At 41.3% G+C, this 17,561-nt stretch carries 17 protein-coding genes and 3 pseudogenes; 12 read left to right on the forward strand and 8 right to left on the reverse strand.

Annotation, left to right across the window (positions count from 1 at the left end; translation table 11 throughout):
* The first annotated feature begins 32 nt into the window (after positions 1–32).
* From HUK62_RS13765 to HUK62_RS13780, 4 genes are all read left to right on the forward strand, one after another.
* Positions 33–1,061: a transposase gene (locus tag HUK62_RS13765; protein ID WP_176538137.1), complete on the forward strand. Its 1,029-nt coding sequence runs from the start codon at positions 33–35 to the stop codon at positions 1,059–1,061.
* 154 nt (positions 1,062–1,215) lie between these two features.
* On the forward strand, positions 1,216–1,515 hold the full coding sequence (locus HUK62_RS13770; RefSeq protein WP_087012710.1) for a hypothetical protein: 300 nt from the start codon (positions 1,216–1,218) through the stop codon (positions 1,513–1,515).
* Positions 1,516–1,593: 78 nt separating this feature from the next.
* Positions 1,594–2,208, forward strand: a complete 615-nt coding sequence (locus HUK62_RS13775; protein ID WP_176538138.1) for a DedA family protein — start codon at positions 1,594–1,596, stop codon at positions 2,206–2,208.
* A gap of 22 nt (positions 2,209–2,230) precedes the next feature.
* Complete coding sequence (locus tag HUK62_RS13780; protein ID WP_176538139.1) at positions 2,231–2,644, forward strand: ABZJ_00895 family protein; 414 nt, start codon at positions 2,231–2,233, stop codon at positions 2,642–2,644.
* 63 nt (positions 2,645–2,707) lie between these two features.
* Here HUK62_RS13780 and HUK62_RS13785 read toward each other — a convergent pair.
* A pseudogene (locus tag HUK62_RS13785) lies at positions 2,708–3,600 on the reverse strand (LysR family transcriptional regulator).
* A 104-nt stretch (positions 3,601–3,704) separates the two neighbouring features.
* Between HUK62_RS13785 and HUK62_RS13790 the strand changes: the two are divergent.
* Positions 3,705–4,307: pseudogene (locus HUK62_RS13790) on the forward strand (LysE family transporter).
* Between the two features lie 117 nt (positions 4,308–4,424).
* Here the strand turns inward: HUK62_RS13790 and HUK62_RS13795 are convergent.
* Together HUK62_RS13795 and HUK62_RS13800 are read right to left on the reverse strand one after the other, a co-directional pair.
* Positions 4,425–4,949 (reverse strand): YecA family protein, encoded by a 525-nt coding sequence (locus tag HUK62_RS13795; protein ID WP_176538140.1) that lies wholly within the window; start codon positions 4,947–4,949, stop codon positions 4,425–4,427.
* Between the two features lie 70 nt (positions 4,950–5,019).
* Complete coding sequence (locus tag HUK62_RS13800) at positions 5,020–5,229, reverse strand: hypothetical protein (protein WP_004982817.1); 210 nt, start codon at positions 5,227–5,229, stop codon at positions 5,020–5,022.
* 433 nt (positions 5,230–5,662) lie between these two features.
* Here HUK62_RS13800 and rpoD point away from each other — a divergent pair, with 433 nt between their 5' ends.
* From rpoD to HUK62_RS13830, 6 genes are all read left to right on the forward strand, one after another.
* Positions 5,663–7,549 (forward strand): RNA polymerase sigma factor RpoD, encoded by a 1,887-nt coding sequence (rpoD, locus tag HUK62_RS13805; protein WP_114837041.1) that lies wholly within the window; start codon positions 5,663–5,665, stop codon positions 7,547–7,549.
* Positions 7,550–7,671: 122 nt separating this feature from the next.
* Complete coding sequence (locus HUK62_RS13810; RefSeq protein ID WP_010327321.1) at positions 7,672–7,959, forward strand: DUF493 domain-containing protein; 288 nt, start codon at positions 7,672–7,674, stop codon at positions 7,957–7,959.
* A 162-nt stretch (positions 7,960–8,121) separates the two neighbouring features.
* Entirely contained in the window at positions 8,122–8,781 is a 660-nt protein-coding gene (gene lipB, locus HUK62_RS13815) for a lipoyl(octanoyl) transferase LipB (RefSeq protein ID WP_176538141.1), read from the forward strand.
* 78 nt (positions 8,782–8,859) lie between these two features.
* Positions 8,860–9,393: a hypothetical protein gene (locus tag HUK62_RS13820; RefSeq protein WP_004695475.1), complete on the forward strand. Its 534-nt coding sequence runs from the start codon at positions 8,860–8,862 to the stop codon at positions 9,391–9,393.
* 1 nt (position 9,394) lies between these two features.
* Entirely contained in the window at positions 9,395–10,579 is a 1,185-nt protein-coding gene (locus HUK62_RS13825) for an iron-containing alcohol dehydrogenase (protein ID WP_004982825.1), read from the forward strand.
* A 265-nt stretch (positions 10,580–10,844) separates the two neighbouring features.
* Positions 10,845–12,239 carry an APC family permease gene (locus tag HUK62_RS13830; protein ID WP_005400375.1) on the forward strand — a complete coding sequence of 465 codons (1,395 nt, stop codon included), beginning with the start codon at positions 10,845–10,847 and terminating at the stop codon, positions 12,237–12,239.
* Positions 12,240–12,303: 64 nt separating this feature from the next.
* Here HUK62_RS13830 and HUK62_RS13835 read toward each other — a convergent pair whose 3' ends face one another.
* Positions 12,304–12,858 carry a flavodoxin family protein gene (locus tag HUK62_RS13835; RefSeq protein WP_176538142.1) on the reverse strand — a complete coding sequence of 185 codons (555 nt, stop codon included), beginning with the start codon at positions 12,856–12,858 and terminating at the stop codon, positions 12,304–12,306.
* Positions 12,859–12,948: 90 nt separating this feature from the next.
* Positions 12,949–13,730, reverse strand: a pseudogene (locus tag HUK62_RS19300) (SDR family NAD(P)-dependent oxidoreductase).
* 115 nt (positions 13,731–13,845) lie between these two features.
* Between HUK62_RS19300 and HUK62_RS13845 the strand changes: the two are divergent.
* On the forward strand, positions 13,846–14,232 hold the full coding sequence (locus HUK62_RS13845; protein WP_004695464.1) for a helix-turn-helix domain-containing protein: 387 nt from the start codon (positions 13,846–13,848) through the stop codon (positions 14,230–14,232).
* A gap of 24 nt (positions 14,233–14,256) precedes the next feature.
* Here HUK62_RS13845 and HUK62_RS13850 read toward each other — a convergent pair whose 3' ends face one another.
* The 3 genes from HUK62_RS13850 to serS all read right to left on the reverse strand — a co-directional run bounded on the left by HUK62_RS13850 (position 14,257) and on the right by serS (position 17,493).
* A complete protein-coding gene (locus tag HUK62_RS13850) occupies positions 14,257–14,736 on the reverse strand; it encodes a tRNA (cytidine(34)-2'-O)-methyltransferase (RefSeq protein ID WP_176538143.1) in 480 nt (159 codons plus the stop codon).
* 32 nt (positions 14,737–14,768) lie between these two features.
* On the reverse strand, positions 14,769–16,145 hold the full coding sequence (cysG, locus tag HUK62_RS13855; protein ID WP_176538144.1) for a siroheme synthase CysG: 1,377 nt from the start codon (positions 16,143–16,145) through the stop codon (positions 14,769–14,771).
* A 76-nt stretch (positions 16,146–16,221) separates the two neighbouring features.
* The gene (gene serS / locus HUK62_RS13860; RefSeq protein ID WP_004695457.1) at positions 16,222–17,493 is read right to left on the reverse strand and encodes a serine--tRNA ligase; all 1,272 of its coding nucleotides are present in this window, start codon (positions 17,491–17,493) and stop codon (positions 16,222–16,224) included.
* Between the last annotated feature and the right edge of the window lie 68 nt (positions 17,494–17,561).

A 17,561-nucleotide genomic window follows, 5' to 3' on the forward strand; every position in this document is an offset into this window, starting at 1 on the left:
AAAAAAGTATTAAAATACTTTATAAAGTATCTGTGATCAGACGAATTAAAAATGCTTCTACAGCAACTTGTACACTACCCATTTATATGGGCTTTCTCATGACAGAACCGAACTCTATTAGCTGCACACAACTTGCCGAGACTTATAACATCTCGCATGATAGTGTAAATCGCTTTCTAGAGCGTGAAGACTACACACCTCACGACCTATATCAAGAAACAATTCAACATATTGATAATAATAAACTTATAGTCAGTATTGATGATACTGTTTTAGATAAACCGTATAGTCAGCATATGGACTTGGTTAGCTATTTTTGGTCAGGCAAACACCACCGATCCGTCAAGGGTATTAATCTCATTACCTTGTATGCGACAGATCAAAATGGTCAAAATATTCCAATTAATTTTCGAATTTATGACAAATCTGAAGGTAAAACCAAGAATGATTACTTTATGGATATGTTAAGTGAAGTACTCAGTTGGGGGGCAAAGATTCAATTTATTACAGGTGATAGTTGGTATTCATCGACTGGAAATCTAAAAACCATAAGAAAACATGGTATTCGATTTATGTTTGGTATCGACTGTAACCGTAAGGTTTCCCCTGAAAAAGGACAATGGTTTCAACTGCGTTTATTGCCAAATTTCCATCAGGGTCAAGTGGTCTGGCTCAAAGATTTTGGCTTTGTACAATTATTTAAGACTCAGTTAAAAGAACAGCAGAGGTTTTATATTGTGCATCAAGATGAAGATGATTTATTGTCCTTTGAGGGTTTTCATGAATTACATTCAAGTCATTGGAAAATAGAACAATATCACCGAGTGATTAAACAGGTTTGTCATATTGAAAAGTTTCAAGTAAGACGATCTAAACTGATTTTGAATCATATTTTTTCAGCCTTGATGGCCTACGTTGAGATACAAAAGAACCAGTTTGAGCGGATCTTTGAAAATGTATATCGTTGGCAGAAGAAGTTATTTAGACCAATGATCAAAAACTTCATTGATGACTTTATTCTCGATAAAAATCATCTGCTACCACAGAGAATCTATAAATGATAGTGCGTAAGTCCTAAAATATTTAACAATTTTGTCACAATATTTAACTCAATCTGAGTCATACTGTATAAATAATAAGCTAAAGTGGTGTCCTGAAGGTCTCCACATAACAATAAAAATGACATGCCTAAACGACGAAAATAGGATGATTGCCATGCATAAAATAATCATGCCACGCCATCGCACACTGATTCGCAATGCCGCAGCAAGCCGTATCGAGCAATATCACAATACTAGCTTCAACCAAATCAAAGCCAAGCTTGAACAACGCACGCATTTATTTATCGTAGTTTTGGGCATGTTGATTGGTTCAAGTATTGCCCTCGGCATTGGTTACCATTTAAGTTCAAATCTTTTAAATTATACGTTGCTTAGTTTAATCCCAGTTGCGCTGGCCTATAGCTTACGTAAAGTCTATATTCACACCCTGACCCATACCCGTTTCGATGAATAGAAAACAATACATTTCAATTCTTTACCCACATGCGATAAGTCCTTAAGATAACTTATCGCATTTATTTTTATGGTCTATATGAACCTCACTACATGGATCATCTCCGTCATGGAACAACTGGGTTATTGGGGAATAGCCTTACTGATGTTTCTTGATAATGTTTTTCCGCCCATTCCTTCTGAAATTATCATGCCTTCTGCAGGTTATGCCGCATCACAAGGTGAGTTGGTGTTAGTTGGGGTCATTATTGCAGGATGTATTGGTTCACTCTTTGCCGCAGCAGTGCTCTATTGGATCGGCTATCAATTTAAACAAGAGCATATTTTCAGATGGGTCGACCGCTATGGTAAATATCTATTTATCAAATCCGCCGATGTGAAAAAATCCTTAGATTGGTTTGAGCAGTATGGTCACCGTATTGTATTTTTTGGTCGTATGATTCCTGCAGTGCGTTCACTGATTAGCATCCCTGCGGGGATGAGCCGTATGCCCTTTTGGAAGTTCATGTTTTATAGTGGACTCGGCACAATTATTTGGACAACATTTTTAGCAACAGTCGGTTATTACTTTGGTGAAAACCAAGCACTGATGCATCAAATTTTTAGCAAAGTCGGTTATGTCATTATTGCCATTGTCGCTGTGATTATCCTTTGGATTTTATATCGTAGGCATTTAGGTAAAACACGTAGCTAATTTATTCATTGTGGGGAAATACATGAAACACTATTTACTGCATTTTGCGGCGGTATATAGCATTGCTTTGGTGCTGTTAATCACCGTACTGGTCTTTGGTTTAAACCTTGGCGGTTTAACCTTAATTCCGACCTTAGTGGCTTGTGCACTGATTAGTGTCAGACACTTCGTAAAAAAAGAACACCGTGTTCCAAATAATCATGAAAAAATACAACTGGTTTGGGGTTCAAGTGCTGTCGCAATTATCGTCGGTAGTTTCTTTGTGCTGTTTTTAGTGCTGATGAATCCCAATGCTGAAGCGATTATGAAATCCGTCGATAATGCCGGCATTGGACTCACCGCTGTCGTTATGCTGTGTATGGTCGCGATTCATGGCGCTATTTTTCATATTGCCTATGGTTGGTACGCAGACTATTGTTTTAAACAGTTGCCATAAAAAAGCACCTCGTTTGAGGTGTTTTTTTATGCTCGATAGATAGCGATCAAATACCGCGCGTGATTAGTGCTTTTGAGCGGAAAGTGCCATTAACTTTGTTTGGCTGGCTCTCATTTCTTCAATCAACCAGTCTTTAAAAATGACTTTATTTGGATCATCCTCAAAAGGAGATGCGGAAAGTAAATAATAAGCAGAGCCATCTTGCACAATCGGGGTAAGCATATCTAACATTTGAAAATCGAGCTCTTTTTCAACCATATAGGCTGAAACTACTGTTGCCCCCAACCCTGCTAAAGAGGCCTCTATGCACAAATAAAAATGTTCCAATGCTACTTTTTGAAAGTGCTTAAACTGCGTTTTATATGCATCTTTAAATTGTGTCCAAATTTTAGATCTCGAACTGGAAATAAACAGCTGTGACATCGGGGCTAATGCTTATGACGCGATACACCAACCATATGCTCATCAGCCATTTTTTCGCTATAAATGGCCTTGCCCCACTCAAAATCATTACGCCTTAAGGCCAAGTCGATGTTTTGCGCTTTAAAATCCGCTTCTCCACCCGCTGTTAACAAACTGATGTCAATCTCAGGATAACGTAGCTTAAATTGAACTAAACGCGGAATCAGCCATTTCATGGCGATGGTCGGCTCACAGGATAAGATTAAGCTCTTCTTCTCATTCTTCTTTTCTTTTGCCATCTGTACGAGACATTGGTCAATCTGAGGAAAGACCTGCTCACAACAATCAAACAGTGTGAGGCCATCCCCCGTCAGCTGTAACTTTTTGCCGTCGCGAATAAATAAACGACGTCCCAGTACCTCTTCCAAATTTTTTAACTGCTTACTGACCGCCCCTTGAGTGACAAAAAGTTTTTCAGCAGCGATGGTGACACTGTCATAGCGAGCGACATAATAAAAAAACTTAAGAGAATTCAGTGATAAGCGCTCAATCATTCCAAAAACTCATCAATAAGCAATAATTAAAATCGATTTTCACTATAGCAAATATATGAAAAATATATAAATCCTTTTAATTCAACCTGAACAAGGATCAATGAGTGAATGAAATTATAGCGATTGTAATCATCACCCTACTTGCAGTCATCAGTCCTGGCGCTGACTTCGCTTTGGTCAGCCGAAATAGTTATCTATATGGGCGTAAATAAGGAATCTATACCGCATATGGTATTGCTTGTGCTGTATGGATACACATTAGCTATAGCGTACTGGGGCTCAGCTTCTTAAAGCACTACATTCCAAACCTATTGCATATCATTCAATATATTGGCGCACTGTATCTGATGTATATCGGGTACAAAACATTTACCCAACAGCAAATTAGTGACCATGCCACTCATACCTTGCTGCCCCCACGGCAAGCATTTATACAAGGTTTTCTTGGTAACAGTTTGAATCCCAAAACTACGCTATTTGTGATGAGCATCTTTGCACAGTTACTGCGAGGCAATCATGGTCTGATGCATTTAATCGGTTATGGCATGTTTATCTCGGCCAGTCATCTGCTGTGGTTTTTGCTCATTTCACTATTCTGTTCGACCCCAGTGATCCGAAATAAAATTTTACGCAAACAAGTGAGTATTAACCGTGTCATCGGTACCGTACTCGCAACTTTAGGACTTTGCTTATTTCTCACAAACTAAGCATGAGTGGTACCTGCGTTTAAACACTAAAATTTGGGAATAAAAAAACGTCCTTTAGGGACGTTTTTTTATTTGCTTGCTAATGCCTGCATCGCTGATGTCACGACGCAAGAACAATTATGCTGGCGTATGATACATGAGATAAAGTTCGTTTAAATTCTCTGGAATTTCTTCTGCAAGCTCATCCATTAACTGACCGTTACGACGGAAAGTTTCCATTTGCGGATCTTCTTCGTCAATCCCACTAAATACCATAATTGGTAAAGTAAGATCGACCAGTTGCTCTTCAAACTCAGGCGTGAACCATGCATCTTCATTGAGGAACATTGCATCGACAAAACCAACGCTCCAATCCCCTAAACTTGACTCAACATCGGCCTCTTCAATTTCAAAAGGAAATGCAATCCCTTCTTCATTGGCAAGGCTTTGACGAATAGACTCAAGCCAAGCTTTCACTTGTAAGATGATCTCGGCAGGCACTTTCTTTTGATTATTATCAAAAAGTTCATCCAACCATTTTGCAAAAGTAGGACCAACTGCAATTGCACACAAAAAACCATGAGTCGCTGCAAAATCTAGACCATACTCATTTTGGTCACCATCTAGATATTCACTCAATAAGTCTAAATCTAAAGCACTCATTTCAAATCCAAATTCAGAAACTGATTAGGGCATTAGCATAGCATTTTCAGACACGATGCTACATCTGATTTTAGTCTTCTTCGTCGTCAAAATCGTCGTCATCGTCGATGTCGTAATCAAAATCTTTAAGCTCACGTTCCAAACGGCGCTGTGCAAGAAGGTCATCAATCAGGCGACGTTTTTCTAATGATTCTTTCGCACTAATTTTACTTGATGACTCATCAAAATTAACATCATCATCAGCGTAGTTATCATCTAGTTCAAAATCTGTAGAAGACACTAAAACTACCTCATAGTGAAAAAATGTGAAGGGTCTTAGCCGCTATTTATATGGGTTCCAGAACCTTGTCAAGTTTTATTTTCATTTAGAGCAATTAATTTGATTTTTAGTCTTTATTTCTAACCAATTTTTATGGCATGATATAATCCACCCTGCGTCTTTGTAGTTTACGACTTTAAATGGTCACATAAAATCCAAATCTTTCAGATTTCAAATTTGGGTTTTGAACTTGAGTACGCTCGGGATGAACTTGAAAACAACAAATTCACCCCCATCTAAATCACTGAATTTATATTTTTAATATTTTATCAGGCAGCTTTTGGCTGACTATCCCTGATGGAATACGCAGTTATTTACAAATAAGTTTATGAAGCGAATTGTGCCCAGATGCACAGTTTTCCACTGCCACAGATTCAACGAAGAGTAAGCAAAGATGAGCGATATGACTTCCCCTACTTCACAAGTAGCGGCTCTGATTAGCCGAGGCAAAGAGCAAGGTTACCTAACTTACGCTGAGGTTAACGATCATCTCCCAGACTCGATCACTGAAAGCGAACAGATTGAAGACATTATTCAAATGCTTCAAGATGTCGGTATTCCTGTGCACGAACGTGCGCCTGAATCTGATGATGCAATGTTTGAAGGTGGTAATGAAGCTGCCGATGAAGTTGCTGAAGAAGAAGCCGCTGCTGTTCTTGCCTCTGTAGAAAATGAGCCTGGTCGTACCACTGACCCTGTCCGCATGTATATGCGTGAAATGGGTACTGTTGAACTGTTAACGCGCGAAGGCGAAATCAGTATTGCAAAACGTATTGAAGAAGGGATTCGTGACGTTCTTCACTCGATTGCTTACTGGCCAAATGCGGTTGAAGTGGTATTACAAGAATACAAAGATTATGAAGCGGGCGAACGTCGTCTTGCGGACATCCTTTCAGGTTATTTAGACCCTGAAACCGATGAAGCTATTCCAGAAGTCCTCGAAGAAGAGTCTGAAATTGATGAAGAAGAAGACTCTTCAACCAAATCAACCAAAGATGTAAAATTGGATGATGACGAGGAAGAAGAAGAGTCTGAAAGTGATGATGATTCTGAAGGTGAATCTGGCCCAGATCCTGAGATTGCCAAAGCGCGCTTTGACGAACTGACTGCTGCTTGGAAAAACACCCGAACCATCATCGAGAAACATGGTCGTTCAAGCAAAGAAGCAGAAGACGCTTTAGAGTCACTTGCAACTGTGTTTATGATGTTCAAATTTACACCACGTTTATTTGACATCATTTCAGAAATGATTCGTGGTACACATGAACAAATCCGTACCTCTGAACGTGAAGTAATGCGCTATGCAGTACGTCGTGGTCGTATGGATCGTACTCAATTCCGTACCTCTTTCCCAGGTCAAGAGTCAAACTTTGCTTGGTTAGATGAACAAATTGCGAAAGCTTCGCCAGACCAAAAAGGCTATCTTGAAAAAGTACGCCCTGACGTTTTAGCGTTCCAACAAAAAATTGCAGACATTGAAAAAGATTTGGGCCTTGATGTTAAAGGCATCAAAGAGATTTCAAAACGTATGGCTGTAGGCGAAGCGAAAGCACGCCGCGCGAAAAAAGAAATGGTTGAAGCGAACTTACGTTTGGTCATTTCGATTGCGAAAAAATACACCAACCGTGGCTTACAATTCTTGGACTTGATCCAAGAAGGTAACATTGGTTTGATGAAAGCTGTAGACAAGTTTGAATACCGTCGTGGTTATAAGTTCTCGACTTATGCAACGTGGTGGATTCGTCAGGCCATTACTCGTTCGATTGCCGACCAAGCGCGTACCATTCGTATTCCAGTACACATGATCGAAACCATTAACAAGATCAACCGTGTATCACGCCAACTTTTGCAAGAAATGGGCCGTGAACCAACACCTGAAGAACTCGGTGAACGTTTGGAAATGGATGAAGTTAAAGTGCGTAAAGTGCTGAAAATCGCCAAAGAACCAATTTCGATGGAAACACCGATTGGCGATGATGAAGATTCGCACTTGGGTGACTTCATTGAAGACAGCAACATCACGTCACCTGTCGATGCTGCAACGTCTGAAGGCCTAAAAGAAGCAACTCGTGAAGTGCTTGAAAACTTGACTGAACGTGAAGCGAAAGTCTTGAAAATGCGTTTTGGTATCGACATGCCAACGGATCATACTTTGGAAGAAGTGGGTAAACAGTTTGACGTGACGCGCGAACGTATTCGTCAGATTGAAGCGAAAGCACTGCGTAAATTACGTCACCCTTCTCGTTCTGAACATTTACGTTCATTCCTAGAAAACGACTAATTGATACCGATACGTTGGAGACTTGAAATTTAATCACGAGTCTCCATTAAGTATTTAAGAGCAACACCTAACGCCTGCAGTTTCGCAGGCGTTTGAAATAAGGGGGACTGACGCTCATGACTATGTTAGACCGTACACCATCACGTGAATTACAAGAACATCTTTGGGTATTTCCTATGGACTACCCAATCAAACTCATTGGCTTTGCCAGCACTGAGTTACATGTTGCAGTGGTTGAAATTTTAGTCAAACATTTCCCTGAGTTTGATGGTGAATCGATCCAAGTCCAGCCATCACGCACAGGTAAATACCATTCTTTAACTGCTCAATTGCGTTTTGAAGAATTAGAACAAGTTCATCAACTGTATGCAGACCTTGCGGCTTGTCCGTTAATTAAAACGGCGCTGTAATTCAAATGATGTATCAATGAGACACGCTTACGAGCGTGTTTTTTTGTGCCTAAATTTTTGATCTATTGAATTCAGCTTATTCACTGAAGAAATCCCCCTACGCTCTAGATCTTTTCTTTATAATTTCAGACATACTTTTTGTTTTATAAGGACGCAAGTGCCGTGTCAGATGCCGTTCTCAAACCACAACTCATTATTCGCCAGTTTGATAGCTTAACTTCATATGCTGACCGCTTTGTAGAAATGAAAGCACTGACTGAACAACGGGATGTAGACACACCAGATGAACTTTGGATTTTGCAACATCATGACGTGCTCACCCAAGGTCAAGCTGGAAAACCTGAACACATCCTCATGAGCAGTAACATTCCTGTGGTACAAACAGATCGTGGGGGGCAAGTCACTTGGCATGGTCCCGGGCAGTTGGTGGCCTATTTTATGTTTGACCTCAACCGACTTCGTTGGAACGTCCGTACCTTGGTATCTTATGCTGAAAACCTCATGATTGAGTTACTCAAGAAATATGAGATTGAAGCCTATGCCAAACCTGATGCACCCGGCGTGTATGTCGATGGACGCAAGATTGGCTCATTGGGTTTTAAAATTCGTAAAGGCCGCAGTTATCATGGTTTATCCTTAAATATTGACTGTGACTTATTTGGGTTTCACACCATTAATCCATGCGGCTATGCGGGCTTAGAAATGGTGCGTATCTCAGACCTCAAACCAGACTACCCTCGTTTTGAAAACTTATGTGCTGACATTATTGAAACTTTACAGCACAGCGGTTACTTTAAAGAAGTTCAAGTACAGCATATATAAAGGCTTTGCTTTTCATGGAAAAATAAATTAGAGTATTTACTCTAAACTAATAATTATTTTTAGAAAGGACAACAGCGAGTGATTAACGTAAATTCAGTGAAACCCGCTCTGCAATTGACCTATGTCAAACTTATGATGGATGTGATTGGCCGAGGATTGGTCATGGCCAGCCAAGTCGATAGTGAAATTCAGCAAGAAGTTGCCAAATTTCCAGCCAATTTCACCTTATCGATGAATGTCTTTCCAAACGGCCCGGCTTTTTTAGCCAAAGTGACCGAAGACCATCAACTTGAACTGCTGACACCTGGCAGCCTAAAAGCAGATTTAACCATCACTTTTAAACATCTGAGCCATGCCTTTTTAGTATTTTCATTTCAAGAAAGTACAGCACAAGCTTTTGCACACGACCGCATGATTGCAGATGGGGATATTTCCTATGCAATTCGCCTCGTCCGCTGTCTAAATAAAATGGAATCATTGATTTTACCGAAAATGGTCGCTGAACTTGCCGTCAAAGAATACCCAACTGAATTGGGCTTAAAAGAAAAACTCACTGGTGCTGCAAATATTTATCTCAAAGTAGCCCAATCATATTTAAAACGGAGTGCATAACATGGCGAAGCCTTATTACGAATTTTTCTGTCCTGTAAAAGTGATCGCTGGTCATGCTGCTTTAGAACACATTCCATTTGAACTGGCAACATTAGGGGCAACCCGACCTTTAATCATTACCGACAAAGGTGTTCGTGCCAACAATTTACTGGCACCCATTGAAGCAGCGTTTGAGTCTACCGATGCAGTGATTGGTGCAATTTTTGATGATGTTCCACCCGATTCAAGCTTAGAGACAGTACGTAAAGCAGCCAATTTATATCGTGAACACCAGTGCGATGCGATTATTGCTGTCGGTGGCGGATCGGTGATTGATACCTCGAAAGCCACTAATATTTTGGTATCTGAAGGTGGTGATGACTTACTGAAATACTCTGGGGCACACAACCTACCTAAACCACTCAAACCCTTTTTTGTGATTCCAACCACGTCAGGTACTGGGTCTGAAGTTACCATGGTTGCAGTGGTGTCTGATCCAGAGAAAAATGTCAAACTGCCTTTCGCATCGTACTATTTAATGCCGCATGCTGCGATTCTCGATCCACGTATGACCCAAACCCTGCCACCGCACTTAACTGCGATGACCGCAATGGATGCCATGACCCATGCCGTCGAAGCCTATACATGCATGGCACACAATCCGATTTCAGATGCCTATGCTACGGCTGCAATTAAAAAAGTCAGCAATCACTTGTTTAATGTGCTGGATAATCCAAGCGATGCCAACGGCCGCTTAGAATTGGCTCAAGCTTCGACCATGGCTGGCATTGCGTTTTCAAACTCGATGGTGGGCCTTGTACACTCACTTGGACATGCCTTAGGTGCAGTGGCACACTTGCCGCATGGACTATGCATGAACCTATTCTTGCCTTATGTGCTTGAATTCAACAAGGAAGTGAATGGTGACAAGATTGCAGAGCTCTTGTTACCGCTTGCAGGGCCAGACATTTATGCGCAGACTCCTGCCCACTTACGTGCAGACAAAGCCATCAGCACATTACTCACCATGCGTGATCGCTTATTTACCCTAACCAAGTTACCCCGTACCTTGAGTGAAACAGGAAAAGTGACCTTAGAACAACTCGATGAGGTGGCAGAAAAGGCCCTCAACGATGGTTCGATCATTTACAACCCGAAAGAAGCCAGCTTAAAAGATTTAAAAGCAATTTTAGAAAAAGCTTGGTAATTCATAAAAAATCAGCCAATATAGCGACAATCTTAGCCTGATGCTTTTTTAAACATCGGGCTTTTATTTGCCATAAGGAATAATGCTTTCCTTATACCTATTGGCATAAAAACTGCTAAAAAATCTGAAAAAGTTACTGACAAAAGCGGCCAAATTAATGTAGATTGGCGCACTTTTGAAATTAAACACAGGGGGGATCGTTCGTCTCAAACGATCCTTATTAAACATGACTGATCCTTGATCAACGATTAAGAGGATAACGCCGTTGACTAATATTTCTGGGACTCAATCGGCAGCTAAACTGCAAAAAACGCTAGGTCTCTGGCACATCATTATTATTGGTTTAGCTTATATTCAACCAATGACATTATTTGATACTTTCGGTTTAGTATCAGAAGAAAGTCATTATCATGTGCCAACGTCATATATCATTGCTTTAATTGCAATTTTATTCACGTCAATCAGTTATGGTCACATGATTCGTCGCTACCCTTCCTCGGGTTCAGCCTATACCTATGCGCAAAAATCTATCCATCCGAATGTCGGATTTATGGTCGGTTGGTCATCATGGTTAGACTATTTATTGTCTCCAATGGTCAACATCATTCTTGCCGTGATTTACCTTGAGGCCTTATTCCCGGATGTAAACCATTGGGTCTGGGTGGTTGGTTTAACTGCATTTATGACCGCGGTCAACTTACGTGGTGCACGCTTCGTTGCAAACTTTAATGGTTTGATCGTTTTTGTCCAGTTAGGTGTGATTGCTTACTTCACGTGGATGGTTTACAGCTTGCTTGCTGGTGGCGTCAACGCAGATGGTACTTTGGTCAATGCGAAATATCAGTTATGGAGTTTAGAGCCATTCTGGAATGAGCTTACTTCACTGGGTGCCCTGATTACAGGTGCAACTTTGCTGTGCTTCTCATTCACAGGTTTTGACTCGCTCAGCTCGCTTGCAGAAGAAACAAAAGATACCGAGAAAACTCTACCTAAAGCGATTTTCTTAACGGCACTCTTGGCCGGTGTGATCTTTATTATCAGCACCTACTTCATGCAGATTTACTTCCCGAACGATCCAAAGACTTACTTTGAAGATGTTGCTGCAACACAACCTGACATTTTACAAGCCGTCGGTGGCGTTGCGTTTAAAACGGTGGTGTTGTACTTCGCAATTGTGACTGTTATGGCATCAGGTATTTCGGCACATGCAGGCGTTTCACGCTTAATGTATGTGATGGGTCGTGATGGCGTAATTAACAAGAAGATTTTTGGTCATATTAGTCCGAAAAGCTTCACACCGTCTTATAATATCCTCATTGTAGGTGCTGTAGCATTAACAGCTGGCTTCATGGACTTAGACATCGTCATTTCGATGATCAGCTTCGGTGCGCTAACTGCATTTACCTTTGTAAATTTATCGGTGATTTCAAGATATGCACTGCGTGATGGCCGCACAAAGAATATTAAAGATATCTTTAGCTTTGTGGTGATTCCAATGTGTGGATTCCTCAGTATCTTTGCCATGTGGCTAGAAATTGAAGAAACTGCGTTGAAATTCGGTTTATGGTGGGCAATGTTTGGTATTTTATACTTAGGTTATAAAACCAAAGGCTTTAAGCAACCAGCACCACAACATAATGAATTTGACGATCCGCTCTAATCTTTCATTCAAAAGAAAAAGACGCCAAGTGCGTCTTTTTCTTTTTTAAACTAGAGCTAAAAAACTAGCCCTTAAATTGTTTAGTCATTTTAGCAATACGTTGTGCATAGGCTTTTGTGGTTTCGAGATCCCCTGTTGGAATTTCATCCGTACTTGCATCGGATGGTGATTGCACCAACAAGCCTACAGAACCACCCAAATTATTTACATCTTGACGGGTTGCCGCTTTACTATTGGCAGGCAATAAACCCAAGCTTACCCAAATACCGCCATGCTGCGATGCAAGTGTTTGTAGTTGAATTAAGGTCACTTGCTTATCACCATTTAAGCTTGCGCTATTGGTAAAGCCACCGAAAATTTTATCTTGCCACACACGAGTAAACCATTTTTTTGAAGATGCATCGGCAAACTTTTTAAATTGCCACGGTGCAGTACCCATATAAGTTGGTGCACCAAATACAATTGCATCAGATTGATCCAATGTCTGCCAATCTTGCTCTGAAATGTCGCCATTTGGGTCAATCTCCACCAAATTTGCACCAATTTCTTGCGCAAAAGTTTGTGCAATCACTTTGGTATGTCCATAGCCTGAATAAAAAACCACTGAAATATTCGACATTTTAGTTTCCTCTTTTGAATCACTTGATTGGCATTGCTTCGTCAAGCATGACGCTGCGTAAACCATTAAAAATAAATAGTATGAAATATCTTAAACACTTGCCTGATCGGGCTTGAGCTTCACATAACTTGCAACTTCAGCGCTTAGGCCCTGCTTCAACTGCTGGGTCTTTTCACCGATCAAAACTTCATAAGCATTTTGCTCGATGCCTTGAAATATTTCTTGAGCTGCTGTTTCTGGCGCAATCTTCGGAATGGGTAATGAACGAGTCAGATCGGTGTCAATAAAACCCACATGCACCCCCATGATCTGAATATTAAATTGAGACAACCACTGACGACTTGAGTTGGTATAGGATCATGCTGCTGCCTTAGAAATGGCATAACTGGTCAAAACAGTGCTTGGCTCCCATGACACATCCGAGAGAATATTGACCACATAAGCCTGTTGGCTCTTTTGCAAGATCGGAGCAAAAATTTGCGTCACCCGCATCAAACCCAATAAATTAGTTTCCAAAATCTTTTGCGTAGTCGTAATGATATTGGCTTGACAGGATGCTCATTCAAAAGCGCAATGCCCGCATTATTCACAAGAATCGTGGTATCTGCGCATTGTTCTGCTGCCTGCTGAATAGATGCTTCGTCATTTACATCCAGTTGAATCGGGGTAAGCCCCTTTTCCTGAAAACTCCCAATCTGGCGCATACCCGCATAGATCTTTTTAGCGCCCTGACGACGTGCCTCCCGAGCGATGGCAAGTCCTAAGCCACGATTCGCACCCGTAATAAAAACAACAGCCTCAGAAACTTTCATTATGTGATCCATCCAATTGCCAGTATTTTGCGAAAGCGTAGTCTGATGACAGCGCTGCATTAAGTCTGTATTCATGATACACTTATGAAACCTAGTATCAATTAGTTACCACTTGATAACTGGTCAAATTCGCTGTTTAAAATGAAGATAGAACGTAAAAGGAGCATGGTTAAAAATGAATAAGCCAATGAAATTTAATATTTTTCATCCAGATTGTCCTGCTCGTCTTTTTTTTGAAAAATTTGCAGACAAGTGGATTTTATTGATTGTGTATACGCTGGATCAAGAGTCACAACACTTTAATGAGCTCAAGAAAAATGTTTTAGGTATTTCCCCTAAAGTACTGTCACAAAAATTAAAAATCTTAGAACGCGATGGTTTTTTGACGCGAACCATTCATGAAGACAACGTGATTCGAGTGGAATATGCGTTAACCGAGATTGGCAAAGACTTTGCTCAAAATGCCTATCAAATGAAAGATTGGGTCGAAGCCAATATGCTTAAAGTTTTAAAATCCAGAGCGGGATTCGATCAAAAGCTAGAAAAAACAGAGCCCGCTTAAGCGGGCTCTGTCACAGCAATTTGATTAGGCTAAAGGCTTAAAACCCTGCTGACGCCATGCTTCATACACAATCACAGCTGTCGTATTGGATAAGTTCAAACTGCGCGAGTTTTCAGCCATGGGCAAACGAATCCAATGCTCTTTTGGAAACAACATACGAACCTGTTCAGGCAGACCACGCGTCTCAGGTCCCATAAGTAACGCCACGGGGCGATTCAAATCCGAAGTATGCGGGGTTTCCGTTCCTTTGGTGGTTAGAGGATAAACCGCGTTTATATCGACACCTTTTAGGGCTAAATTTGCTAAACACTCATCGAATGTTTCCCAAATTTGCATGCGCGCCCACTCGTGGTAGTCCAAACCTGCACGTTTAAGTTTTTTATCATCCAGTTCAAAGCCGAGAGGCTTAACCAAATGCAGCTGCGCTCCAGTATTGGCACATAAACGAATGATATTGCCTGTGTTTGCAGGAATTTCGGGCTCGTATAAAACAACATGGATCACAGCTTTTCTCTACTCTTTCAATATGGCAAAAGTTAATCTTGCCACTGTAATTGTTCACGCAAGCTTACTACATCACCAATGATGGTCAATGTAGGCGCTTGAATATGATTTTCTTCAACTTTTGATGCGATATCCGCTAAGGTCCCGACCAGCACTTTTTGTTCTGGCGTGGTACCTTTCGAGATCAAAGCAACGGGCATGTCTGGGCGCTGGCCATGCTCAATTAACTTTTCACAAATTTTTTCTAAACCGACCAAGCCCATGTACAGCACAAGCGTTTGATTCTGATAGACTAACTCATCCCACGGTAACTCAGGCGAACCTTCTTTTAAATGTCCCGTAAGGAAACGCACGCTTTGTGCATAATCGCGATGTGTCAACGGAATGCCTGCATAAGCCGAACAACCCGAAGCTGCTGTAATCCCTGGCACTACTTGAAATGGTACACCTGCTGCAAAAAGCTCTTGAATTTCTTCACCACCACGACCAAAGATGAAAGGATCACCACCTTTTAAACGGCAAACACGTTGACCTTTTGAGGCGTATTCCACCAGTAAGGCATTGATGCCTTCTTGCGGTACAGCATGGTTAGAACGGGCTTTACCTACATAAATTTTTGTTGCATCGCGACGGCAGAGTTCCATAATCGCAGGAGAAACCAAACGATCATAAATCACCACATCGGCTTGTTGCATCAAACGCAATGCTTTGAGGGTCAACAACTCAGGATCACCTGGACCTGCACCAACCAAATATACCTCACCTTTCGGGGTTTTCCACTCTGCTAGTGCTTGCTCGATTAAACGATCTGCTTCTACAAGATTGTCATGAAAAACCTGTTCTTTCAGAGAGCTTGCATATAAGTCTTCCCAAAAAACACGGCGCTCGTCAGGATTGGAAATCTTCGCTTTCACCGCTGCACGCCATTTTCCTGAAAACTCAGCCAGCTTACCCATCCCATGTGGAATACTGGTTTCAAGCTGGGTTCGGATTTGGCGAGATAATACGGGGGATGTACCATTGCTGGCCACTGAAATCACCAAAGGTGAACGATCGACAATAGCAGGAACCATAAAACGGCAATGTGGTGGATCATCCACACTGTTGACCAGTATTTTCAGCGCTTCACAGTCCTCAAAGACTTGAGTATTCACTGCATAATCATCTGTTGCAGCAATCACTAAACGATAGTCATTGAGTTGAATCTGCGCAGGATATAGCGCTTGGATATATTGCCCTTGGCTTTCTTCAACCAGTTGCAATAAATTTGCATCAATATCAGGAGCAATGATATGAATCACTGCCCCTGCTTTATGTAACAACACTGCCTTACGGTAAGCAATATGCCCACCGCCGACAATCAGACAAGGTTGCTGCTGCAACTTTAAAGAGATTGGAAAAATATCCACGCACGACCTCAATGAGTTTTATCTGACTGTCTTAAAGCAATTATTGTGCACAAAACTGTGCAGTACATCGACTTTATTAGTCAATGTACTCAGCACCGCCCATATATGGACGAAGCACGGTTGGGATTTCAATCGAACCATCAGCACGTTGGTAGTTTTCCATGACCGCAAGTAAAGTACGGCCCACAGCCAAACCTGAACCATTCAGCGTATGTACAAATTCAGTTTTCTTTTGGTCTGCACGGTAGCGTGCTTTCATACGACGCGCTTGGAAATCCCCCATGTTTGAACATGAAGAAATTTCGCGGTACGTATTTTGACTTGGTACCCAAACTTCAAGATCGTAAGTTTTAGTTGCACCGAAGCCCATATCACCACCACAAAGAATGATCTTACGGTACGGCAAACCAAGTGCTTTCAAAATCCCTTCAGCATGACCTGTAAGCTCTTCAAGCGCTTGCATGGAGTCTTCAGGCTTAACAATTTGCACCATTTCAACTTTGTCAAATTGATGCTGGCGAATCAAGCCACGCGTATCACGACCATATGAACCTGCTTCACTACGGAAGCATGGCGTGTGTGCTGCATATTTCAGTGGTAACCGGTCTGCATCAATGATTTCATCACGCACGAAGTTGGTTACAGGCACTTCCGCAGTTGGAATAAGGTAATACTCTTTTTCACCTTGTAATTTGAATAAATCTTCTTCAAATTTAGGCAATTGGCCTGTACCACGTAGTGAGTCAGCATTGACTAAATACGGCACATAAGCTTCGGTATAACCATTTTCCAAGGTGTGCGTATTTAACATGAACTGGGTAATCGCACGTTGTAAACGAGCAAGTGGCCCTTTGAGCACACTGAAACGAGAACCTGTCAATTTGGTCGCTGTTTCAAACTCAAGACCACCCATCCACTCACCAAGGTCAGTATGGTCTTTAATTTCGAAGTCAAACGTACGCGGCGTACCCCATGTGAGGATTTCCACGTTATCACTTTCGTCTTTTCCTTCAGGAACAGACTCATCTGGCAAGTTTGGAATGCTGAGTGATTTCGCTTCAAGTTCAGCTTGTAATTCAGACAAAGCGACTTCTGCGGCTTTGATTTCATCACCAATCGCTGACATGCGCGTCATAATTTCAGATGCATCACCACCAGCTTTTTTAATTTGGCCAACTTGTTTTGCACCCGAATTACGTTCAGCCTGAAGAGATTCAGTTTTGGATTGAATCTCTTTACGGCGAGCTTCTAGTGATGCCCATTCTTCAACATTCAGTTGTACACCACGTTTTGCTAAGGCTAAATTTACAGCCTCAATATTATTTCTGAGTAATTTCGGGTCGATCATAGCCAATCTTTTGCAAAGAAAAAAACTGGCTATAGTGTAAGCGCTTCAGGCCGAAAAATACAGTCACG

It is taken from the genome of Acinetobacter sp. NEB 394 (assembly GCF_013374795.1).
Lineage (GTDB): Bacteria > Pseudomonadota > Gammaproteobacteria > Pseudomonadales > Moraxellaceae > Acinetobacter > Acinetobacter johnsonii.